Annotated in this window: 15 protein-coding genes; 7 read left to right on the plus strand and 8 right to left on the minus strand. The window is 68.7% G+C overall.

All coding sequences use genetic code 11. The features are described from left to right. From ABZT06_RS44145 to ABZT06_RS44170, 6 genes are read right to left on the minus strand one after another with little or no spacing between them, the layout of a single operon-like run. Complete coding sequence (locus ABZT06_RS44145) at positions 1-960, minus strand: ornithine carbamoyltransferase (RefSeq protein WP_355754091.1); 960 nt, start codon at positions 958-960, stop codon at positions 1-3. Between the two features lie 47 nt (positions 961-1,007). Continuing rightward, positions 1,008-2,066: a hypothetical protein gene (locus tag ABZT06_RS44150; RefSeq protein ID WP_355754093.1), complete on the minus strand. Its 1,059-nt coding sequence runs from the start codon at positions 2,064-2,066 to the stop codon at positions 1,008-1,010. Next, positions 2,063-4,207, minus strand: coding sequence for a prolyl oligopeptidase family serine peptidase (locus ABZT06_RS44155; RefSeq protein WP_355754095.1), 2,145 nt, complete (start codon positions 4,205-4,207; stop codon positions 2,063-2,065). The genes ABZT06_RS44150 and ABZT06_RS44155 overlap by 4 nt, the downstream gene beginning before the upstream one ends. Beyond that, the gene (locus ABZT06_RS44160) at positions 4,204-10,635 is read right to left on the minus strand and encodes an amino acid adenylation domain-containing protein (protein WP_355754097.1); all 6,432 of its coding nucleotides are present in this window, start codon (positions 10,633-10,635) and stop codon (positions 4,204-4,206) included. The genes ABZT06_RS44155 and ABZT06_RS44160 overlap by 4 nt, the downstream gene beginning before the upstream one ends. Then, complete coding sequence (locus tag ABZT06_RS44165; RefSeq protein WP_355754099.1) at positions 10,632-11,513, minus strand: HAD-IIA family hydrolase; 882 nt, start codon at positions 11,511-11,513, stop codon at positions 10,632-10,634. Before ABZT06_RS44165 ends, ABZT06_RS44160 begins: the two co-directional genes overlap by 4 nt. After that, positions 11,510-12,991 carry a pyridoxal phosphate-dependent aminotransferase gene (locus ABZT06_RS44170; protein WP_355754101.1) on the minus strand — a complete coding sequence of 494 codons (1,482 nt, stop codon included), beginning with the start codon at positions 12,989-12,991 and terminating at the stop codon, positions 11,510-11,512. Before ABZT06_RS44170 ends, ABZT06_RS44165 begins: the two co-directional genes overlap by 4 nt. 412 nt (positions 12,992-13,403) lie before the next feature. On the opposite strand from ABZT06_RS44170, the gene thrC reads away from it, so the two are divergent. Next, positions 13,404-14,558, plus strand: coding sequence for a threonine synthase (gene thrC, locus ABZT06_RS44175; protein ID WP_355754103.1), 1,155 nt, complete (start codon positions 13,404-13,406; stop codon positions 14,556-14,558). A gap of 38 nt (positions 14,559-14,596) precedes the next feature. On the opposite strand, the gene ABZT06_RS44180 is transcribed toward thrC, so the two are convergent. Beyond that, on the minus strand, positions 14,597-15,418 hold the full coding sequence (locus ABZT06_RS44180) for an HAD-IA family hydrolase (RefSeq protein ID WP_355754105.1): 822 nt from the start codon (positions 15,416-15,418) through the stop codon (positions 14,597-14,599). Beyond that, entirely contained in the window at positions 15,403-16,410 is a 1,008-nt protein-coding gene (locus tag ABZT06_RS44185) for a class II fructose-bisphosphate aldolase (protein ID WP_355754107.1), read from the minus strand. The genes ABZT06_RS44180 and ABZT06_RS44185 overlap by 16 nt, the downstream gene beginning before the upstream one ends. A gap of 215 nt (positions 16,411-16,625) precedes the next feature. Here ABZT06_RS44185 and ABZT06_RS44190 point away from each other — a divergent pair, with 215 nt between their 5' ends. The 6 genes from ABZT06_RS44190 (at position 16,626) to ABZT06_RS44215 (ending at position 23,519) form a co-directional block, all read left to right on the plus strand. Next, complete coding sequence (locus ABZT06_RS44190) at positions 16,626-17,849, plus strand: ATP-grasp domain-containing protein (protein WP_355754110.1); 1,224 nt, start codon at positions 16,626-16,628, stop codon at positions 17,847-17,849. Positions 17,850-17,911: 62 nt separating this feature from the next. Continuing rightward, complete coding sequence (sbnA, locus tag ABZT06_RS44195) at positions 17,912-18,910, plus strand: 2,3-diaminopropionate biosynthesis protein SbnA (RefSeq protein WP_355754112.1); 999 nt, start codon at positions 17,912-17,914, stop codon at positions 18,908-18,910. Continuing rightward, on the plus strand, positions 18,907-20,094 hold the full coding sequence (locus ABZT06_RS44200; protein ID WP_355754114.1) for an ATP-grasp domain-containing protein: 1,188 nt from the start codon (positions 18,907-18,909) through the stop codon (positions 20,092-20,094). Before sbnA ends, ABZT06_RS44200 begins: the two co-directional genes overlap by 4 nt. 61 nt (positions 20,095-20,155) lie before the next feature. Beyond that, a complete protein-coding gene (locus ABZT06_RS44205; protein ID WP_355754116.1) occupies positions 20,156-21,286 on the plus strand; it encodes a saccharopine dehydrogenase NADP-binding domain-containing protein in 1,131 nt (376 codons plus the stop codon). Continuing rightward, positions 21,283-22,305 (plus strand): NAD-dependent epimerase/dehydratase family protein, encoded by a 1,023-nt coding sequence (locus tag ABZT06_RS44210; protein WP_355754118.1) that lies wholly within the window; start codon positions 21,283-21,285, stop codon positions 22,303-22,305. Before ABZT06_RS44205 ends, ABZT06_RS44210 begins: the two co-directional genes overlap by 4 nt. Further along, positions 22,302-23,519, plus strand: a complete 1,218-nt coding sequence (locus ABZT06_RS44215) for an ATP-grasp domain-containing protein (RefSeq protein ID WP_355754120.1) — start codon at positions 22,302-22,304, stop codon at positions 23,517-23,519. The genes ABZT06_RS44210 and ABZT06_RS44215 overlap by 4 nt, the downstream gene beginning before the upstream one ends. Positions 23,520-23,560 lie beyond the last annotated feature (41 nt).

Here is a 23,560-nt window from a genome sequence, read left to right on the forward strand (position 1 = left end):
TCAGGCCAGGCACCAGTCGAGTACGGCCATCGCGCTCGCCAGCTTCATCTGCGCCTGCGCCCAGGCGATCGACCGCGGCCCGTCCAGTACGGCGCCGGTGACCTCCTCACCGCGGCGGGCCGGCAGATCGTGCATGAACACGGCCTCGGGCCACCTCGCCATGAGGCGCTCGTCGACGGTGAAGGGCTGGAAGGTTGTGCGCCAGTCCGGATCGCTCTTCGTGGTGCCGGTGGTCTGCCACTGGGTGGTGTAGACGACGTCCACGCCGTCGCGGATGTCATCGACGTCGTGCACCTCGACGACGTTCGCGCCCGTCTGCTCCGCCGTCTTGTGGGCACGCGCGAGGACCGCGGGATCCAGCCCGTAGCCGGCGGGGGTGGCCAGGGTCATGGAGGCTCCGGGTATCAGTGCCAGGCCGTACGCCAGGGCCGCGGCCGTGTTGTTGCCCTCCCCGACGTAGGCGAGATGGAGTCCCTGCAGCGATCCGAAATGGCGGGCGAGTGTGGAGATGTCGCTGATTCCCTGGGTGGGGTGTTCCTCGCGTGCCATCGCGTTGACGACCGGGATGGACGCCGACCGAGCGAACTCCCTCAGGTCGTCCTCGCCTACGGCACTCCGCACCACCAGGGCGTCCAGCATGCCGCCCAGAATTCGGCCGGTGTCCGACAGGAGCTCGCCCGTGGCCAATTGCAGGTCGTTCGGGCCGAAGGCGATGACCGTTGCGCCGAGACGTGCGGCACCACTGGTGAACGCGGTGCGGGTACGGGTCGAGGTGTGGGTGAACAGTGTGCCCACCACGCGGTCGTGCAGGGGCCGCTCCTGGGGCCGCCGGTCCTCGTACCAGGCGCACGAACGGTGGACCAGTCCGAGCAGTTCTTCCGTGCTCAAGTCGTACAGGGAGATGAGGCTGCGCGGAGGACACGTTCTGGGGTCCAGCCGCACCGGCATCTGTTCTGTCATGGTTCCGTCTTCACCTTCCTCGGTGTGCGTCATGTGCCCCACCGTGCTCACGTGTGGGCCCGGCCGGGGTCGCCCAGGAGGTCGACGACGACCCCGAGGCCGGCCTCGGCTGCCTGGACCGCCACCTCCTGGCAGATCGCCACATCGAGAATCGCCATGCCGAAGGGATTGCTCACCACGAATCCGTCCCGTGGCCGGACCGCCTCCGCCCTGCCGAGCAGAACGTCCCCGTACCGCCTGGCCAGGGCGCGTCCCTCGGCGGTCGCGGTTCCGGGGTCGGCCACCACGTCGCCCGCCTGCATCACCGCCCCGAGGATGCGGCGCGGGTTGTCGCGGACGAGGTCGACGTCGTCCACGTAGATCGCCTCCGCCTCGCGGAAGACGGCGGGGAGCACATCGTCGAGCGAGACGTGCGCGACGAAAGCGCCGGACGCGAGCCAGTGCGGCGGGATGTACGGCTCCGATGAGACGGTCAGAGTGACGACCACGGGAGATGCCTTCACACAGGACTCCAGGTCCTGGTGCTCCGTCGCCTTCAGTTCCGGGCACTCGGCGCGGATCTGCCGGGCCAGGGCCGCCGTCCGGTTCGGGTCGATGTCGAACAGGTGGATCTCGCGGACCGCTGGAAAGTACTGGCCCAGGAGCCTGGCGTGCATGGCCGCGATGGTTCCGCACCCGATGATGCTCACCGCGTCGAAGCGCACAGGGCCGAGATGGCGCAGGGTCGACATGGTGTAGGCGGCGGTGCGCAGCGCGCTGATGTGACCGGCTTCGACCAGGGTGACCGGGCGTGCGGTCTCCGGATCGAACAGCACGCTGAAGCCGCCCGCGCGCTCGATGCCCAGGGACGGGTTGGTGACCGAGGCGTTGATCAGCTTCATGCCGTAGGCCGTGCCCGGTCCGTGTCGCACCGCGCCGAGCATGGCGACCGAACGGGTATAGGCCCCGGCCGAGTTCTCCCACGCCATGTAGCCCTCGGCGGGCAATTCGGAGTGGCCCTGGGTGTGTGCGCACACAGCGGACTCGACCACCGTGACAGGATCGATCTCGTCCAGGCAGCGCGTCACGGTGGCGCGGTCGAGGATCCTGATCTGGTCTGGCTTCACTTGAGCTGTTCCCCTCGCAGGTGTGGGACGGGCAGTGGTGCGCCGACGGCATCCGGCTGCGGGAGGACCGCGTTCAGGAAGGTCAGGCGATCGGCGATCTCGTTGTCCAGCTGGCTCTTGGTCGACCCCACTCCGTGGCCGGCGTGCTCCTCCACGCGCAGGAGCACCGGATGAGCCGAGGTCGAGGCGTGCCGCAGATGGGCGACGAGCTTCGCCGGCTGGAACGTGGTCACCCGGGGGTCGTGCAGGCCCATGGTGACCAGCACCGGCGGATACGGCGCCGTCGTGACACGGCGGCACACGTCGGACACCAGGAGGGCCGCAAGGCCCTCGGGAGTGGTCACGGTTCCGTACTCGGGGATGTTCGGCGGACCGTTCTCATGCATCTCGAGCCGCAGTGTGGTGGTGACCGGCACCCGCAGCACCACGGCGGCGAACCGGTCCGGGGAGCGCACCATGGCGCCCGCAGCGGTCAGCCCGCCGGCACTCGTGCCCTCGGCGGCCAGCCGGTCGGCAGACGTCCAGCCCGCCTCGACGAGATGGTCGGCGCAGTCCAGGAAGTCCTCGATGGTGCGCTCCTGCCCGGTTCCGTGACCGGCCCGCGCCCACCACTCGCCCCCCTCTCCGCCGCCGCGGACGTGGGCCACCGCCCACACCCGGCCCGCCGCGACCCACTCGACCACCGCCGCGTTGAACGCCGCCCGGAGGGTGATGCCGAAGAACCCGTAGGCGCTCAACAGAGCGGGCGCCGTGCCTTCCGGCAACTGGTCCACGCGGTGGACCACGGTCACGGGTACCTCGACCCCGTCCGACGCGACGACCGACACGGTGCTCGTCGTCACGTCCTGCCGTTCGACGCCGGAAGGCCGAACCCAGCCCGTGTCCGTGCATTCCGTCGAGTCGGCGGACACCCGTAGCAGACGCAGTGATCTCGTCCACGACGACAGACCGATCAGGCATTCCCCGGTCGCCGGGTCGTGTGCCCATTCGGTGACGCTGCCCAGGTGCGGAAGGCGGACGGTTTCGCGGTCGCCAAGGGGGCGTCGCACCCGGACGACCGTGGAGGAACCCCCTTCGAGACAGCGGAGCAGCAACGCTCCGTCCACCGCGCAGAAGTCCTCCACGACGGGGCCCTTGTCGAAGACGACGGTGAGCGGTGCGTCGTCGTCGGTCAGAGAACGGGCGACGATGCGTCCCCGGCCGTCCTCGCCCGGATCCAACACGTAGGCCTCGTCGCCTGCCACTTGCCAGGCGAGGGCCGCGTCGGACACCTGCTGCCACGGTCCCCCGGGCGCGTCCGCCGAGCGCACGTGAACCGAGCATGTGCGCTCACATCCGGGACGTATCCCCGCCACGAGCCACCGGCCGTCGTCGGAGAACGTCACCACCGGGGTGTCGTCGGGCCCGGTGGTGAGGTCGCCGATGTCGCCCAGCGGGCGGGTGGTGGCCTTGCCGTCCGCGCTGTCGATCTCACACAGCTCGGTCCGCACGTTCTGGTACTTCGCGGTGCCCGAATCGGCGCCGAGACGCTGGTAGACGAACCGGCGTGAGTCCGGGTGCCAGGAGATGCCGGGATGGCGCAGCCTGGTCATCCGGCCAGGGGCGGCACCCGGCACCGCCACGGGGAGCCACGTTCCCCGCACCACGTCGACGACGTACATCGTGGAGAGTTCGGAGCCGTTGGCGGAGACGCCGTAAGCCACGAAACGACCGTCCGGGGACGCGCTGTACCAGTCGATCGAGACATGGTGGGCCCCGTCCTCGGCGTGCCGCACGGCGGGATCGACCACGACGCGCTCCTCACCGTCCGGGCGGACCCGGGCGACGAGCCGGTGTGTCGGTGCGTCCACGTCGCGCCGGAGCAGGAACACCTGCCCACCGCCGTACTGCACGTTGACAATGTGGGCATCCGACGCGCTGAGACGAGCGCACAGCTCCCTGGCCTCCGCCTGCCCGGGCTGTGCCTTCAGGAAGTGCTCGAAGTGGCGGGACTGCTCCTCCAGCCAGGAGCCGAGTGCGTCGCCGTCCGTCTCCATCCACCGGTAGGGATCCACCACCGTGATCCCGTGATAGGTGTCGGTGACCGGATCCCGGCGCGCGACCGGCAGCTGGGGAATGTCGGGGTGGAGAAGATCAGTCACCGTTGCACCTCGACCCGGGCGCCGAGCCGGTCGCCGAGGGCGGCGGCGAGGGTCGGCAGATGTTCCGGAGCCCACATGCTGTAGTGATCACCCGGCACGGTGTCCACGGTCACGTCCAGTCCGGCGCGGAGCCAGGTCAGATGCGGGCTGTCGGCGCCCTCCGGCTGCGTTGCCGCCTGGATGAGCCGCACGGGGCCGTCGTACGGGCCACCTCGATAGCGCGCGATGGCGCGGAGGTTGGCGCCGTACAGGGCGCGCAGCCGCTCCCAGCTCTCGTACGAGATCTCCTCGGGAAGGACCCCGCGACGCCGGAGCTCGGTCAGTACCGAGGCGGCGTCCAGGAGCGGTGCACCGACTTCCGGCTGCCCGGGCTGCCCTGTGAGGTCCCGTATGATCCCGGCCAACACCTCACGGTCGGAGAGTTCCCTTCCAGCGGTTGCCGGATCGGGCAACTCCGCGTCGATCAGAACCAGTTGGGCGACCTCGGCGCCCTGGTCCGCAAGCTGGCGCGCCATCTCGAAGGCGATCAGGCCGCCCATGGACCAACCCCCCAGCAGATAGGGGCCTTCGGGCCGGATCGCCCGGACGGCGGCCAGGTAGGTCCGCGCCATGTCCTCGATCGTCCGGAGCGGCTCCTCCCCGTGTCCCAGACCGACGGCCTCGATCCCGTGGAACGGTGTCGACTCGGGCAGCAGTCGGGCGAGTTCGGCGTAACACATGGCGGTTCCGCCCACCGGGTGCACGCAGAAGAAGGGCGTGTCGGTGCCGGACTCCTTGATCGTCACCACGGGGGAACGGTGCGTCCGCTCGGTGCCGCCGGCCCCGATCAGCGCGGCCAGGCCACTTGGTGTCGGCCGGGCGAAGAACGACGACAGAGACACCTCGATGCCGAACCGCCGCGAGAGTGCGGTCGTCAGCCGGATGGCAAGGAACGAGTTGCCACCGCACTGGAAGAAGTCGTCGTCCGCCGTGACATCGGTACGGTCGAGCAAGCCCGCGAACAGGGCGCCGATCTCGGCCTCCACACCCGGACGCAGGGACCTGCGTGGCTTCGCCCCGGCCGCCGCGGGTGCCGCCTCGGCCGTGGCCAGCGCCTTTCGGTCGACCTTGCCGTTGGAGGTCAGCGGCAGTGCGGGCAACGTGTGGATCACCGTGGGGACCATGTAAGGCGGAAGAGCCGACTCAAGGCTGCGCCGCAGCGCCTCCACGTCGATCTCCTCGTGGGCCGGCACCACATGGGCGATCAGCGACTTGCCACCGGCGCCTGCCGACCGCACGGACGCGACGGCGTCCCGGACCGACGGGTCCTTGTTGAGAGCCGCGTCGATCTCACCCAGTTCGATCCGGAAGCCGTTGATCTTCACTTGGAAGTCGTCCCGACCGAGGAACTCGATCGTGCCGTCCGGCAGGACGCGGCCCTGGTCACCCGTCAGGTAGAGCCGCTCCCCGGTGACGGCGTCACGCACGAACCGCTCGGCGGTGCGCTCGGGGTCCCGCCAGTACCCGCGGGCGAGCCCCACTCCGCCGATGGCGATCTCGCCGGTGGCCCAGTGCGGGCGCGGTGCCCCCAGGTGGTCCAGGACGTACATGCGCTGGTTGGTCATCGCCCGGCCGTAGGGGATGCTGCGCCACTCCGGGGACACCTCGCCCACCCGGTGCATCACCGACCAGATCGATGCCTCGGTGGCGCCTCCCATGCTGATGACGTCCGCGTCCGGCCAGATCCGCCGGATGCGGTCGGGCAGCGTCACCGGAATCCAGTCACCGCTCATCATCACGGCACGCAGCGGAATCCGGGCGGCGGCCGGCGCCGGCTCGGCATGGTCGACGAGGATCTCCATCAGGGCGGGCACGCTGTTCCAGACGGTGACGCCTTCGGACAGTGCCGTCTGCGCCCAGCGGGCAGGATCACGCGACGAGCGGCGGTCGGGCAGCACGAGGGCCGCACCGGCGGAGAGGACCCCGAAGACGTCGTACACCGAGAGGTCGAAGCTCAGGGAGGACACGCCGAGAACCCGGTCCTCGGGGCCCAGCCCGATCAGATCCGACACGTCGCGCACGGTGTTGACGGCGCCCCGGTGATCCACCTCCACACCCTTCGGCAGGCCCGTGGACCCGGAGGTGAAGATCACGTATGCGGCGTCCCGAGGGGTCTGCCGCGGCTCGGCCGACGCCGCCACCGCGGTCGGTTCGACCCGGTCCACCAGCAGCTGTGTCACGCCGTCCCAGACGCTCTCCTCGACGCCGGCCCACGACTGGGTGAGGGCCACCTCCTTCGTCGCCTGGCCGAGCAGGTGGCGGATGCGCTGCGCGGGCAGTCCCGCGTCGATGGGAAGGTACGCGGCACCGGCTCGGAGGATGCCGAGCACCGCCGCGATCTGCTCCCACCCCTGGCGGGCGACGACGGGGACGAGGTCGCCCGGGCCGGCCCCGCGTTCGATCAGCCAGTTCGCCATCGTCTCGGCGCGTTCGGCCAGTTGGCCGTAGGTCAGCCTGGTGGGACCGTCAACGAGGGCCGTGCGGTGGGGCGCTTCCGCGGCACGCGAGAAGAAGGGGGTGTGGAGCAGACCGTTCGCGTCCAACGTGAGGTGGGACCGGGCCGCTTCGATCCGCGCGCTGCGCGGCAGATGCGCAGACGCGGCGAGGGGGGTCTCCCACGACGTCTCCTCGGCCAGCGATTCGAGCAGGCGGGTGAACCCCTCGAACGCGGTCCCCAGGAATCCCTCGGGGAAGGCGGCGTCCACGGTGTCCCAGTTGGCGACGAGTGCCCCGCCGTACTCGTACACCTGGTGGTCCAGGTAGACCTGCGGAGTCTGCAGACCGCTGTCGATGACACGGGCGTCGAAGGGCAGGTCGTCCAGGAAGGACGTGTCCACATCGAGCACACTCGCGAAGACGACCGGGAACACGGCGCGCTGGGACCAGCCCTGGACACGTGCAGCCTCGCGTGCCACGCGTACACCGTCCACATCACCGTGCTGCAGATCCTGCAGCAGGCGGGCCTGAACGGTACGGCAGCGCTCGGCGAAGGCCGCCGCGCCCCGGCAGTCCACCTCGAGCGGCAGCGTGCTGCTCAGGTTGCCGACCACACGCTCGGCACCGGGGACCTCCGGGAGCCGCCAGGACGACAACACGTTCAGGGTGAACCAGGGCGTCTTGGCCCAGTGCGCCAGAACCTCGGCGAACACGGTGAGCAGGGCGGCACTGGGCGTCACCCCCGCCCTGGCCGCGTGCCGCTTGAACGCGGCCCACTGCGCGGGCTCCAGCCTCGCCACCCGGCGGGTGAAGCGACCCGCCCGCGCCGGTATCCGGTTGCTGACCGGCAGTTCGGGAGCCGGCGGCAGCTCGCGCAGACGCTCCTTCCAGTAGTCCCAGGAGGCCCGCGCGGACCCCACGCGTCCTTCGAGCATCGCCGTGACGTAGTCGCGATACGTGAGCTCGCCATGCTTCGGGGCGGCGGCGGGGTCGCGGTACAGCGCCAGCCAGTCGTCGAGCAGGGCGTGCTCCGAATACCCGTCCGCTGCGAGCAGCCCGAGAGAGAGGTGTACGCGGTGTACCTCGTCGTCCAGCACATGGACCACGACCTCCAGCTGCGGGGCGCGCTCGGGCGACGGGCCCTCGGCGGCCATGCGCCGCGACACCGCCTCGGTGATCCGGTCGATCTCCTCGGCTCCGCGACCGCGCAGGTCCTCGACTGCCAGCGCGGTCCGCCCCGTGGGCAGCACCTTCTGTCGCCCGTCGTTCCCGATCACGAGGCGAAGGACGTCATGACGTTCGACGAGCCGCCGCAACGCCTCCTCGGCCCGGTCCAGATCGAGGCCGGCGCACTCGACCGCGAGGTAGATGTGAGCCCGCACCCCGCCCAGTTCGAACCCGTCGGTGCGCCCCACCCAGTAGGCCTGCTGCAGGGGGGTCAGCTCGAACGCGTCGTTCCGTTCCGCCGTGTTCCCGCGTGGCGTGTGCTCCTCGATCCGGACCGGCTCGGCCCACGTGGCCTGCTTGACGAACTCGGCCAGCCGCCGCACCGTGGGGTGGCGGAACAGGTCGGCCAGTGACACCCGCACGCCGAGCCGCCGTTGAACCGCCACGACCAGGCGGGCCGCCAGGACGGAGTGGCCGCCCAGCTCCATGAAAGTCCGCTCCAGAGGGACCCGGGAGAGGCCGAGGTTGTCAGCCCAGAGTTCCGCGAGCACGGTTTCCAGTTCGGTCTTGGGCGTCTCGTCGGCGTCACCGCCCACGAGGTCCCGTTCGGTGACCGCCGGCAGGGCCTTGCGGTCGACCTTTCCGCTCGCGCCGACGGGAAGCGCGTCAAGGACCACATAGGCGGTGGGCCTCATGTGCTTGGGAAGACGGGCCTCGGTGTGGTCGCGCAGCGCGCCGAATTCCACCGCGCGGCCGTTGTGGAGCGAGGTGTACGCGGCCAGGCGCCTGTCCGTGACGTCGCCGGCATGCGCGTACGCGACGACGACGCAGTCGTGGACATCCGGATGTTCGCGGACGATCCGCTCGATCTCGTCGACCTCGATCCGCAGGCCCCTGACCTTGACGGTCAGGTCGATACGGCCCAGGAACTCCAACGAACCGTCCGGACGCCAGCGGACCTTGTCCCCGGTGCGGTACATCGACGCCCCCTTCGTACCGGCGAAGGGGTCCGGCACGAACTTCGCGGCCGTCAGGTCCGGCCGCCCCAGATAGCCCCGCCCGACTCCGATACCGCCGATGTGCAGCTCGCCGGGCACACCCACCGGCATGACCTCGCCGTGCTCGTCGAGGACGTACGCCGAAATGCCGGGGACGGGGCGTCCTATCGGCACGATCGCGGGCAGGTCGGGAGACCACTTGCGTACGACGAGATGGCACTGGTCGTCACTGCACTCCGTGGATCCGTACGTGTTGAGGATCGGCACGTCGGGGCAGATCTCGAACCAGAGCCGGACCAGGTCCTCGGGCAGGGCGTCTCCGGTCGGAACCATCCAGCGCAGGGCGGGCAGCGGCGCCTGCGCGGCACGGTCGGAGCCCGGCAGGACCGCGACCAGGGACCGCAGCATGGCCGGGACCAACTGGACGACGGTGATGCCGAGACGGTCCAGCACGTCGACGAGGCCGAGCGGGTCCGTCGCCTCCTCGTCGTCGACGACCTGGACCCGGGCACCCCGCAGCAGCGGGGCGAGGCACTGCCACACCACGATGTCGAAACAGGGCGGAGCGGTCTGTGCCACGACGTCGTCGGACCCGATGGCCAGGTCGTTGAGCTTGGCCTCCATGTGCGCGACCATGCCCTGGTTCTCGACCATGGCGCCCTTCGGCTTCCCCGTCGAACCCGAGGTGAACATGAGGTAGGCCAGCGCGTCGCGCGAGCAGCAGGGGCCGGCCTGAGCGGCCACCGGGGAGTCCGTCTCGTCGAGGCCCGACGACCGGGCGTCTATAACGGCCGGTGAACCGTCGAGCCGGTTCATGACGTCGTCGAGGACTGGGGCATGGCGGTCGCAGGAGATCACGGCCACGCACCCGGCCTCGCGCATCACCCGCGCGTGGTGCTCGCTCGGCCGAGCGGGATCGAGCAGCACGAAGGCGGCGCCCGCGCGCAGCACGCTCAGCATGGCGACGACGAAGTCGGCACCTCTGTCGAGCAGGACGGCCACGGTACGGTCCCGTCCGGCGCCCGCGGCTCGCAGGGCCGTCGCGATCCGTATCGAACGCGCCTGCACCTGCGCGTAGTCGAGGGTTCCGGTGCGGTCCGTGACCGCCGGGCTGTGAGGTGTGCTGCGCACCTGCTGGTCGAACAGCCGCGTGAAGCACTCCTGCCGGGGCTCCACTCCGCTGCCGAGGCTCCACGTGCGCAGCAGACGCCCACGCTGGTCGCCGGTGAGCAACGGGAGGCGGCCGGCGGCCAGACTCGGATCAGCGACGGCGGCCGCCAGCATCACCTTCAGCTCGTCCGCGAGTCCGCGAGCGGTGGCCGGCCCCAAGGCGTTCACCACCAGGTCGAGTCGGCACTCGACCGCAGCTCCGTCGGTGAGCACGTCCAGGACGGCCGAGGGGCAGTCGCCGTCGCCGTTCCCTGCGACGGGCCTGGAGTCGCCGTCGCAGTTCCAGCGGAACGCGACCCGTACGCCGTCCGGCTGCTCCCGGTCCCCGGCGCTCGTCGTCTCTTCGGCGTCCACTGCGCGCACCAACTCCGCGAACGGGGCGTGCGGCGAATACGTCGCGCACACGACACGCGCGTTCGTGCCGGTGGTCTCGTCCCGGGTTGTCATGTGCGTGAACACGTCGGGCGCCTCCAGATGACGGGCGACGAGCGTGGCCCACGCGGCCTGCAGGACGGAACCGGGCCACGTACCGAGCCGCAGAGCGGTCTCGGACAACGCCTGCACCGTCGACGGTTCCAGGACGAAATGATGATGGTCGCGATCGATACAACTGGTCATGCGTACTCCCCTGTCATCGGCCGGGCCTGCGGCCGTCCTCCCCGTGTGACCACCTGCAGCGTGTCCGCGCGCCTCTCCTGCAAGGCAGGCAGCCGAGCGTCAGGCAGGGACGCGATCGACTGAAGGACCAACGACTGCCCGGTGGATGTGTCCGTCGCGGTGTGGGCCGCCCCGCTCGCCATACCTGTGAGCACGAGGACACTGCGGGCGCCGCAGTGTTCGGCCGCGAGAACATCGCTCGTGCTGTCTCCGACGACCACCAGTGAGTGGGGTTCGACGCCGAGCCGACGAGCGGCCAGCACGAGCATGAAGGGATCCGGCTTGCCGATCACGAGAGCCCTTGCACCGGTGGACCGTTCGAGCGCGGCCACCATGGCGCCGGCTCCGGGAGCGGTCTCCTCGTCAGAGGCCGGATAGGCGCTGTCGGCGTTGGTGGCGAGCAGTCGGGCTCCTTGCCGGACGGCGGTGTGGGCAGCCCGCAGCCGGCCGTACGACAACTCGCGGTCGAGGCCCACGACGACGACGTCCGCCCGCGCGCCCGGCTCGGGTTCGACCACGTCCAGGCCGGGACAGGCCCGGCGCAGCTCCGCTGTGATCGCCGGCGGCCCGAGCACCATGGCCGCCTTCGGCGCATCCGGCTCCATGGCCACCCGGGCAGCGACGGCGAAGGCCGAAGTGATCACCTCGTCCTCGCGCGCCGCGAAGCCCATCGAGGACAGTACGGCCGCCCGCTCCGCCCTGGTCAGGGTCGCGTCGTTCGTCACGAAGACGACGCGGTGACCTTCAGCCCGCAGCCGCGCGACAGCCTCGACGGCCCCGTCGATCGGAACGGACTCGTAGTAGAGCGTGCCGTCCAGGTCCAGCACGAAGTCGGTCACTGGGCCATCTCCGGCACAGAGCCGGCGGCCGAGAGCACCGCCGTGTCCTCCGGTGCCGCCGCCGACCGTGCGTGGCGGGCCCTGAGCTCCTGCTGGTTGTCGAGTGCCAGACGCACCACGGCAGGCCCCAGACGGCGCTGGATCGCCTCGGTCAGTTCCTCGCGTCCGCCCTGGAAACCGGGGTTGAGGTGGTCGAGGGACGACCACTGCGGGTTGATCCCGGCCGCGTGGAGCCGCTCTTCGACGGCTCTGTCCGAGAGCCCTGGGTCGAACGCGGTCAGGAGCGCCCCCGCGCTGGCGACGATCTCGGCGTGCTTCGGGTACGCGTACGTGTGCTCCCAGCCGAGACAGCCGAAGGCGATGCGTACGGTGCAGTCGGTGAAACCGTTCGAGACCCCGGGTGACAGGCAGACCCGCGCCGTGTTGAGGAAGTGCCTGGTCACGTCGGTGCTGTCGGTGATCTCCCGGCCGTCCGGGGTGAGCAGACCGGCCATGCCGTTACCGCTCACCAGGACCGAGTGGGCCGCCTTCGGGTGGTGGGCCACCGTCAGGAGCGGTTCGACGGGAGTGAACCCCAGCGCCGACGCGACGTTCTCGTTGATCTCGTCGAGCAGGCGGGCGACCAGTTCTGCACGGGCCGCGCACTCGGCGATATTCCCCTCGAGGTATTCCGCCGGAGCTCGCAGCGCCGCCAGGGCCATGGCCTTGGCGATGTGCGGCACGGTGATCGAGGTGGCCATCGTGTAGTAGTTCATGCGCTCGATCAGATACTGAGGACCGCACCCCCAGCCGATCCGGATGTTGGCCAGCCCATACGCCTTGGAACCGCCGTTGATGGTCACCACGCGCTGACTCATGTCCGGCATGCCGGCGAGATGGGCGGAGCTGCGCCCCGTGAATTCAGTGCCCCGGAATATCGCATCTTCGAGGACCACCAGATCGCGTTGCTCCACGAACTCCGCTATTTCAGCGAGCTCGCTTTCCTCATATACCGCACCGGTGTAACTCGGGCTGAACAGGATGAGCCCCTTCGGACGGCGCACCTCTCCTGTATCAACGCGCCGACGGTAGAACTCCTCCAGGTCCCCGCGGGTGAACTTGTAGTCGTTTGACCGTCGCGTCACGACCGTTTCGAGATGTACGGAACTGATGTCCGCCCACATGTTCACGGCCTGGTAGTAACCCTGCGGCACCAGGAATACGTCGCCGGGATCGCCGACCGCGTGGAAGAAGGCGAGGAAGAGCCTGGTGTTGCCGCTGTCGATGCACAGGTTCGACGCAGCGTCGTCCGGGATGCCGGCAGCCTGGAAGGTGGCTGTCAGCTCCTCCTCGAAAGCGGGGAAACGCCGCAGGTAGAGGTAGTTGTCCAGCGATGACTCGGTCGTGTCGAGCAGGGCGCGGACACCGGCCGCCACCACGGAGTGGTGCGGCCTGCGCACTCCCTCACCGTGAGCGAGCGAGATGACATCGGGATTCATCCACCCGCCACCGCCCTCCTGGTCGTCGGCGGCGCTGATGGCGTCCCGAGCTCGAATGAAGGAATTGATGGCACGGTGAGACCGGTCCTGCTTTGCCAGCAGGTGCTCTTTAGCAGACGTCGTCACTCGGATCGACTCCTTGGAAATTTGGTACGGAAAGTCGGTCTCGGATCTGCCGCCGCCCTTGACCCTACATGCGGCGCGGTTTTTCTTTCAAGCCTTGTATAAGGCACTTCGATGCAAATATGGTGGGCGACGCTTTCCGTAGAAAGAACGTACGTGTACCACACACTCGAAGGGGAATGTAATGACTTCAGCATACAAATGGGAATGCTGGCGGTGTGGGGGTTTTTTCGCCGCGGACGAGATCCGCTACCTCTGTCCGGCATGCCCGAACGGATCGCCGGTCACCATGGTTCCCGACTACGACGCGGCAGGGCGCGGCCGACCGGTCGGCGAACTCCTCGGCGCCGAGTTCTCGATGTGGCGTTACCGGTTTCTCCTACCCATATCGGATGGCCGGCCGGTGCACCCGCTCGAGAGCGGTTACGGCGTCGGAGGCACTCCCCTGGTCGATGCCCCGCGACTCGCCGCGGAGTTCGGCGTGGGCCGACTGTGGGTCAAGGACGAGGGGCGCAACCCCACCGCCTCGTTGAAGGACCGGGCCAGTGCGCTGGTGGTCGCGTCCGCCGCACGCGCCGGCCAGAAGGTGGTGTGCACCGCGTCCTCGGGCAACGCCGCCGCCGCTCTCGCCGGCTGCTGCGCTGCGGCCGGTATCCGGTGCGTGGTGTTCGTCCCCGGTGACACGGCACCGGCCAAGATCCGGCAGCTCCTTGCCTACGGCGCGCAGGTCTTCGCCGTCCGGGACGGGTACGAGGCGGCCGTTCGGCTGAGCTACCAGGCGGCGGACCACTTCGGCTGGCTGTGTCGCAGCACGGCGTACAACCCGCTGACCGCCGAGGGAAAGAAGACGGCGGCGCTGGAGATCGTCGAACAGCTCGGGTTCCGCGCTCCGTCCGTGGTGCTCGTACCCGCCGGGGACGGGAACATCCTCACCGGGCTGTACCGCGGATTCGTCGACGCGATGCGTCTGGGCTGGACCCAGGCCGTGCCCCGGTTGGTGGCCGTGCAGTCGGCGCAGTCGGCCGCCCTGCATCGAGCTTGGCGGCTCGGCCTCGACGACGTGGAGCCCCATGACGCCTCGAGTATCGCGGAGAGCATCAACGTTGCGGAGCCGCAGGACGGTTTCCGCGCACTGCGCGTGCTGCGGGAGACCGGCGGAGACGTGCTCAGTGTGCCGGACAGCGCCCTCGGAACCGCCGTAAGGCGACTCGCCCAGGGCTCGGGGGTCTTCGCGGAACCCTCGGCGGCCATCACCCTGGCAGGGCTCGGGGAGTTGCGGGAGCGCCGCGTGCTGACGGACGACGACGAGGTGGTGCTCATCAGCACGGGCAGTGGACTGAAGCACGCCGCTCCCGGAGCACCCGACGACCCGGAAGTGATCACGGTCGACGCGGACCTGGTGGCAGTCGAGAGAGCCATGGGGATGACAGAGGCCGGCCGCTGAGGTCCATTTCCGTGAGGCGGCGCACCGCATGGCGGTCGTCATGCGACACCGACCGTGTTGGTGCGTTCGCCGACCTCGGAGGAGAGAGAGGGAACGAGGGGGTGCGCCACTGACAGGTGGAACTCGCCGTCCAGGCTGAGCCCGGCCGCATTCGCGATCACCCGCATGGGGCCTTCCGGGCCAGGGCCCAGGGCGCTGAGAACGGCTGCGGCCCCGGGGAAGTCCGCGCTGGACCGACATCGGGTCGGGGTCACCACGCAGGTCATCCCCGCCCGCAGCGCCGCCTGCAGACCGACGGCACTGTCCTCGATCACCAGGCAGCGGGAGGGATCGGACCTCACGAGCGCCGCGGCCTGCAGATAGACATCCGGAGCCGGCTTCTTGGTCTCGACGCTGTCTCCGGCCACGATGACGGTCGCGACCGCCAGTTCGTCGCCGAGCGCATGCCGGACCACCGATCGGACCGAGCGCGCCGATCCCGAGGAGGCGACCGCCAGTGCCCAGCCGGACTCGACGGCCTCCCGGGCGAGCCGGCGCACACCGACGCGTACGTCCACTTCTCCGCGCTCGACCATCCCCAGATAGATGTCCGTTTTGAGTGCGTGCCAGGTCCGGACGAGGGCCTGCCACGCACTGTCGCTGGAGGGAAGGTCGACGGCCGCTCGGAAGCCGGCGTCGTGCCGCAGGCTGGCCAGACGTTCCTTCCCCCCGGAGATGGCCAGTTTCCTGGCGTAGTCCTCCGGCGTCCACTGCCAGGGAACATCCAGCCGACGCCACATCTCATTGAACGCCCGCAGATGGCCGGTCTGTTCGGCATCGACCAGGACACCGTCGCAGTCCAGGATCAATGCTCTACGCACGACCGCCCCTTACTGCCGAGCGCTTCGACGAAGTCGGCGACAACCGCTTCCGCCTCTTTGGAGAACTGCTGCAGGAGGTCAAGGGGCTCCGCGCCCGGCGCCGGCTCGGCCGCGCCCAGGGCACTGCGGAAGACGGCCTTCAGCGCACTGGAGACGTTGACCTTCGCGATGCCGCAGTCGACGGCCCGACGCAGCGTCCTGTCGTCGAGCCCGCTGCCACCGTGCAGGACCAGGGGGAGCCCGGTGCGTTCCGCGAGTGCGGCGATCCCCTCGAAGTCCAGGGCCACGGGCGCAGCGGAAAGACCGTGCAGTGTGCCGGCCGACGGGCTGAAGCAGCTGACTCCGGTGCGTTCCAGGAAGTCCACCGAGCGACTGATGTCGACCACGGCAGACCGCCTTCCGGCGTCCCGCACGGATCCGATCGGATCGATCTCGCCCTCGATGTCGAACCCGTAGTCGGCCCCCCGCGCCACCAGCCGGCGCGTCAGCCGCACAGCGGTCTCGAAGTCCATGGACGAGGCGTCGAACAGAGCGGAGTCCCACCCCGCCTCCATGCAGGAGGTGATGAGGTCGGGATCAGCGCAGTGGTCCAGGTGGAGCACCGCCTGAACCTGCCGCTGCGCCACCAGCGCCGCGAAGAGCTGCCGCAGCCGACGCGGCCCCCAAGCACGCAGGGTGCGCGTCGAAACCTGCACCACCACGGGCGACGAGAGCCGCTCGCCGGCAGCGAGAACAGCATCCATCCCCACTGCGTCGAAAACGTTGCAAGCCGGTACTGCGTAGCCGCCGAGTTTTGCCGAACGCAAAACGGAACCCAGCACTAATCTGGACATGCGACCCGAATCCCCCAAAAAGCAGAAAGCAGTTACAGGAATATCCAGGGGAGCTGCACCAACGTGCGCCGCATCCCGGTCAATCCGCTGACAGCAATTCCAGAGATTGCACTGGAGGGCCATCGCAAATCCACTGGGAAGGGGTGTGACGATCGTCACACTCACTATCGTCCCCCCGGTATGCCAGTGATGCTAACTTGAGCACCGTAAGCGGCCGACCTGCGAGGTTTCATGCAACCTCTGCGCCGCTCACGGGGGCTCCATGATCATTTTTTCCATTCTTTTAATGACCCTTTGGTTTATCAAAAGGCTTGGCGTTTGCTAACGCGATGGCCAATCTGCGCTTTCGCAAATCTCTGAATGGGGGGAATCGGATGAAGACAGCCTTCTTCATCGAGAGCAACATGACGGGCTACGGCCCTGAAGGTGTACGACTCACCAAAGAAAAGGGATATCGAGCCCATTTTGTCGCCCGTGACCCGTCGGAGTACGAAAAGGTGCATCCGAATCCGGTCACTCTGGCTGATTCCCACAGCGTGGTCGACACGTACGACCTGGTGAAACTCATGCACTTCTTCGCCGACCAGGCGCCGGACGCCGTCATCGCGTTCGACGACTACAGGCTGGTGCAGGCCGCCGTGATCGCGGAGCGGCTCGGTCTCCCGCACGCCTCGGCGGACGGCTTGTTGAACTGCCACTTCAAGGACCGCGCGCGCAGTCTCACCAAGGGGATCGGGCACTCGGTGGCAGCCGTGCGTGTACCCCTGGACGATCCGGGGGAGACCTCGGGCGTCGGCTACCCGTGCGTGGTGAAGCCCGTCGACGACAGCGGAAGCACTGGTGTCCGGGTCTGCTGGAACGACGAGCAGTACCTCGCGGCCCTGCACAGGATGGCCGCGCATCCGGTCAACCTCCGCAGTTACCGGTGCGCTCCGTACGCCCTGGTCGAGGAGTTCGTCGACGGACCGGAGTTCACGGCCGAGCTCATCTGGGACGACGGTGCCGACGCCTGGCGGTTGCTCGGCTTCACCAAGAAGCTGATGGCGGAGCTGCCTTTCCGGGTCGAACTCGGGGCGATGTTCCCGTATCACTTCGACTCGGTGGCGGACGACGAGCGCGTCGCGCGCGTCGTCGTCCAGTGGCTCGACGCAGTGGGGCACCGACGTGGCGCGGCGCACGTGGAGTTCAAGCTCGTCGACGGTGTCCCGGCACTGATCGAGATCAATCCGCGCCTGGGCGGTGACCAGATCCGGGAGCTGATGCGACTGACCATCGGCCAGGACTCGATCGACCTGTACACACGCCTCTACCTGGGGCTCCCGCCGGCGGCAGCGTCTCCCGACGCGCGGGGTGGATACGCCACGAGTCTCTATCTGACGCCCCGGCGCACCGGGTTGGTCACCTCCGTGACACCGCCGCCCCTGCTTCCTGCCGGAATCATCCGCAGCACCTTCGCCTCGGAGCCCGTGCAGATGAACGGGGTCGCCGACAATGACGACCGCCTCGGATACGCCATCTCATGGGCCGATGAATTCGGCACCTCACTGGCAATAGCCGAGGATTATCTATCCTCCGTCGAAGTCCGGTATGCGCAGTAGAAGGTGAACATACTGCGCTCTGGTCCATCACACGGCAAGGAATCACCTGGGGAGGATTCTTGTTGCACGACTCCATCGTGGACTGTATCGGCGGCACTCCGATGGTCCGACTGAGCCGCCTTTTTCCGACGGGCCCTCGAGTGTACGCCAAGCTTGAGCTGCTCAATCCGGCCGGCAGCGTCAAGGACCGGACTGCCCGGTACATCATCGAGACGGGCCTTCGAGAAGGAGTTCTCTATCCCGGCGCACATGTCGTGGAGAGCACTTCGGGGAATTTTGGCGTCGCCCTCGCGATGATGGCCAGGATATATGGCCTGCGCCTCACCCTGGTGGTCGACCCGCACATCACGAAGAGCAACTACTCAATCATCAAGAGCTACGGTGCGCAGGTCGAGATGGTGGGCGGACCGACGACGGAGGGCGGATACCTCCCGGCTCGTATCGCTCGGGTGAAGGAGATCCTGGCCCGTGATTCCGGCGCGGTATGGATCAACCAGTACGCCAACACGCTGGGTCCTGAAGCCCATTACCGGGGAACCGCGGACGAGATATCCAGGGACCTGCAAGGACCGATCGACTATCTCGTCGTGGCGGTGAGCACCACGGGTACCTTGAATGGGCTCGCACGTAGGCTGAAGGAACGGGACAATCACCTCGAGGTCATCGCCGTGGACGCGGTCGGATCGGTGGTTTTCGGAAATCCTCCCGGGCCCCGACGACTGCCCGGAATCGGCTCCAGCAGGGTGCCGGAACTGCTCGACATGAACCTCATCGACCGCGTGGTGGAGGTGACCGACGACGAGTCGATCACAGCCTGTCACGAAATCCTGGACAGGGAGGCGATTTTCGCCGGCGGATCTTCCGGATCGGTCATCGCGGCCATCAAGAAGATTCTCCCTGAGATACCCTCTTCGTCCTCCGTCGTCACCCTTTTCCCGGACCGGGGAGACCGGTACATCGATGTGGTGTACGGGGCCGAAGCGCCGTCCCTTTTGATGGATTCCATCGACACGCCTGCCCACGGCTGGACTCCGCTGATAGGCGCGAGGGCGGGCTCATGAGCGACGCCGGCCTCAGGGCGCAGCCCGGCGCCCACGATGCGAACTGCGTGGTGCTCATCGGCGCCAGCCCGTTCGGCAGCCGGGCCATCACCCGGCTCGGCATGTCGTACGTCCTGGTGTGTGACCCCGACGAGGATCCCACCCCCGCGGCCGACGGCGCTGCGGCCGTGCACCGGGTCGCGTACCGGACCGATCCGGGCGCTGTGCGTGCGTTGCCCAGGCCGGCCGGCGTCCGGGCGGTCGTGGCCTTCACCGAGCTCGGCCTGCTTCCCGCCGCCGAACTCGCCGAGTTGTGGTCGGTCAGCGGCGTCCCCGTCTCCGCAGTCCGCGGCTCACGGGACAAATTGCGGATGCGCAGCCGGCTGGCCCGGGCCGGGCACCCGCTGCCGTGCGGGCGCCTTCAGCATGTGAGCGACGTCGATTCCTCGGCGTACCCAGTGATCGTCAAGCCCGTCTCCGGCGTCGCCGGCCTGGGGGTCCACCTGGTGGCCAACGCCCGCGACCTGCGCGTGGTACTGCTGTCCACCAAGGAGCCCCTGATGTGGGAGCGGTATGCCGTCGGCCAGGAGCTGTCGGTGGAGACCATCACCCAGGGCGGACGCCACTCGGTGCTCGGCATCACCCGGAAGCTGACCACCGGGGCACCCCACTTCGTGGAACACGCCCATCTCGCGCCCGCCGCTCTCACCCCGGATGAGGAACGCGCGGTCGCCGAGACGGTGGGCGACTGCCTGGACGCCATCGGACTCACCGTCGGACCAGCCCATACGGAAGTCGTGCTCGGTACGGACGGCATCACGGTCATCGAGACACACACCCGGCCCGGGGGAGGCAGGATCCCGCTGATCACCGAGCTCGTGACCGGACTCGACCAGTACGAACTCGCGGTCCGGGCCGTCTGCGGACTCGCACTGCCCGAGGTCGTCTCGCCCTCGAAGTCGGCCGGTGTCCGTTTCTTCTCCGGAGAGCCGGGCGTGGTCACGACGATCACCGGCCTGGACGACGCCCGACAACTCCAGGGCGTGGTCGAAGTAGGCCTGGAACTCGCCCGCGGCGAAGCGATCCGCGTCTGGGAGAACAACCTGGACCGCGCCGGGTTCGTCGTCTGCGAGGGCCGCACCCACGGTGAGGTCGAAGAGCGCCTGGACCGCGCCGTCTCGGCCATCCGCCTTGTCACCCAGTGACAACCGACCGCACTGAACAGTCAAGAGTCACCACATTTCCGGCCTTTCGCTAGGAGCGCCCATGAAGGACACCCATCTACTGGTCATCGGTGCCGGCAACGTCGGCACGCACACCCTGGATCTGCTGGCACGTCGACCCGATGCACCACGCGTCACGCTCGCCGGACGGGACGAGGAGCACCTGATCCGGCAGGTGAACCTGTCCCGCATGGTCGCCGCACAACTGGGCCACACACCTCGGCTCGATCACGTCGTCATGGACGTCGATGACATCGACCGGACGGCCGCGACCCTCGCCGAGCTGAGCCCCGACATCGTGTTCAGCACGGTCAGCCTGCAGGCGTGGTGGGTGATCAACGAGCTTCCGAAGGACCTGCTGACCCGGCTCGACGAGGCGGAGATCGGGCCCTGGCTGCCGATGCAGCTCACTCTGATCCACAAGGTGATGCAGGCGGTGAAGGCGAGCGGCATCGACACACAGGTCGTCAATGCCGCGCTGCCCGACGCCACCCACGCCATCCTCGACAAGGTGGGCCTGGCTCCCACGATCGGCATCGGCAACGTCGCCAACATCGTGCCGGCACTCCGCCACGCCGCGGCCGACCAGCTGGGCAAGCGCCCGGACCAGGTCGATCTGCGGGTGGTGATGGAGGCGTTCGTCAGCCACCGGGTGCCGCGCACCGGCGACGCCGGGGACGCTCCGTATCGCCTCAGCGTGCTGGAGAACGGCAGTGACGTCACGGAACGGGTGGACGTGGAGGGCCTGTTGCAGGCGGTCTCGACCCGGTACCGGCGTCTGGGCGGTGTGCGCGGTGCGGTCCTGACCGCCGCGTCGGCGGTGACGGTGATCGAAGCACTGACCTCGACGGAACCGCGCCTGGTCCACGCTCCCGGCCCCGACGCGCTCATCGGCGGTTATCCGGTGGCCGTGTCGGCCAAGGGCCTGGACGTCCAACTGCCCGACGGCCTCTCGCTGGCGGAGGCGCTCGACATCAACAAGAAGGCGCTGTGGCACGACGGCATCGCCGAGATCCGTGACGACGGCAGCGTCCGCTACAGCGACCCGCACATGGACATTGTGAAGAGCCTGATCGGCTACGACGTCCGGGAGATGAAGCTCGCGGACTCCCAGGCCTGCGCCCGTGAACTCGCGGCGAAGTACAGCGAGTTCAAGAAGAGCCAGGGGTCATGAAGAAGATCCTCGTTCTGGGGGGCTCGATATTCCTGGGGCGGGCCGTCGCGACGGCGGCCCTGCGCCGGGGCCATGAGGTCACCACGTTCAACCGGGGTCGGTCGGGCTCCGACGTCGAGGGCGTCGAGGTGACCCGGGGAGACCGTGACAACGAAGGCGATCTCGAACGCCTCGTCGCCGGCCGACACTGGGACGCGGTGATCGACACCTGCGGATTCGTGCCCCGTTCCGTCTCCGCGGGCGCCCGGGTGCTGTCTTCGCACGCGGATCACTACGTGTTCGTGTCATCGGTCAGTGCCTTCCAGGACTGGCCCGCCCGCCCCATTGACGAAGCGTCACCGCGCTGGGAGTGCCCCTCGGACGCGGACGAGTCGGGCGGCACGTACGGTCCCCTCAAGGCAGGCTGCGAACGCGCCGTGCGCGAGCACTTCGACGCCACGGTGAGCATTGTCAGCCCGGGCATCATCGTGGGCCCCGGCGAGAACGTGGGCCGTCTGCCCTGGTGGCTGCGCCGGATCGCGGCCGGCGGGACACTCGCGCCGCACCCGGGCGACCGGGAGATCCAGCTCATGGATGTCCGGGATCTCGCCGAGTTCATCCTTGCCCGGGTCGAGCGGCCGTCCGAATGCGACCTGCTGGTGACCGCGCCCGCCGGCCGGGCCACCTTCGCGGAGTGGCTCGCGCTGTGCGCGAAGGCGACCGGCGCGAACCCGGAACTCGTCTGGATGGACGAGGAGTTCCTGCTGGAGCAGCAGGTGACTCCATGGTCCGAACTGCCGTTGTGGGCACCCTTGCGAGCCGACTGGCGGCACGCGTGGTCCGTGTCGAGCGACGCGGCGGTCGCGATGGGACTGACCTGTCGTCCACTGGCGGACACGGTCGTCGACACGTGGGAGTGGCTGCGCGGCACGCCCGGGTTCCAGGGGAAACCGAAGATCGGCATGGACTCCGAGAAGGAACGCCGACTCCTCGCCGCTTGGCGTGGAAAAGGACCAGGAAGCGAGGAAGCGGCACGGTGAGCATCGACCTGCTCTACATCGAGGTCAACCTGACCGGATACGGCACCCACGGGATCCGACGGGCTCAGGAACAGGGACTGACGACCGCCCTGGTCTGCCGGGACCCCCGGGAGTACGCGCGTCTCGATCCGGACCCGACCGAACTGGTGGACCGGTTGGAGCGCGTGGACACCTACGACACCTCCCAACTCATGAGGGCGTGCCTCGGCCTGGAGCCGCGCGCGGTCATCGCGTACGACGACTACCGCCTGTTCCAGGCCGCCGTCGTCGCGAACGGTCTGGGTCTTCCGGGCCCCGATCCCGCTGGCATCCTCACCTGTCGCTACAAGGACCTCACCCGCAAGGCCACAGCCGGTATCGGTCGTGACGTCAGGCATGTCGTGGTCCCTGTGGACAAGACGGTGACCAGCTCTCCGCTCGGCTACCCCTGCGTCGTCAAACCGGTCGACGACAGCTCCAGCGCCGGAGTGCGTGTCTGCCGTTCCGACGAGGACTTCCAGGCAGCCGTGGGCGGAGCGATCGACCACAGCACACACGGCCGTGGCTACCGCTGCCTCGACGCCGTACTGGTCGAGGAGTACGTGGAAGGGCCGGAGTACAGCGCCGAACTGCTCTGGGACAACCAGGCAGGGAGCTGGCGGCTCCTGGGCTTCGCCGAGACGGTGCTGAGCCGGCCGCCGAAGTGCAAGGAACTCGCGCACGTCTTCCCCGCCCGCCTGGACCCCGAGACGGAGCAGCTCGCCGAGAAGACCGTCCTGAAGTGGCTGGAGAGCACGGGGCACCGCGGCACGGCGGCACACGTCGAATTCAAGATCGATCACGAGGGACGCCCCGCCCTCATGGAGATCAACCCCAGGCTCGGCGGCGGCGACATCCGTCTCCTCATCGAAGCGAGCACGGGCCTCGACGTGGTGGACCTCTACCAGCAGCTGTGGCTCGGACGCCCGGTGGCGCTGCCCGACCGCCCCTGGAACGGAGTCGCCCACTCCGTGATTCGTTACCTGACCCCGCCCGGAGACGGTGTGGTGCGGCACATCGGCAGACCACAGACCCTGGACGACGCCGTCATCGCCCACGAGATCCAGGACATCGGTCCCGACGGAGTGACCGCGACCGACACCTCACGCCTCGGCTGGGTCGTCACCCTGCACGAGGACGCCGAGCGGGCCGTCGCCGCGGCGGACGGGTTCCACACTTCGCTGGTCTTCGAGTGACACACATCCATTCCCATCCCGACCTTCTGGGGAGGTGCCCG

The sequence above is a fragment of the Streptomyces sp. NPDC005483 genome, from assembly GCF_040606035.1.
Lineage (GTDB): Bacteria > Actinomycetota > Actinomycetes > Streptomycetales > Streptomycetaceae > Streptomyces.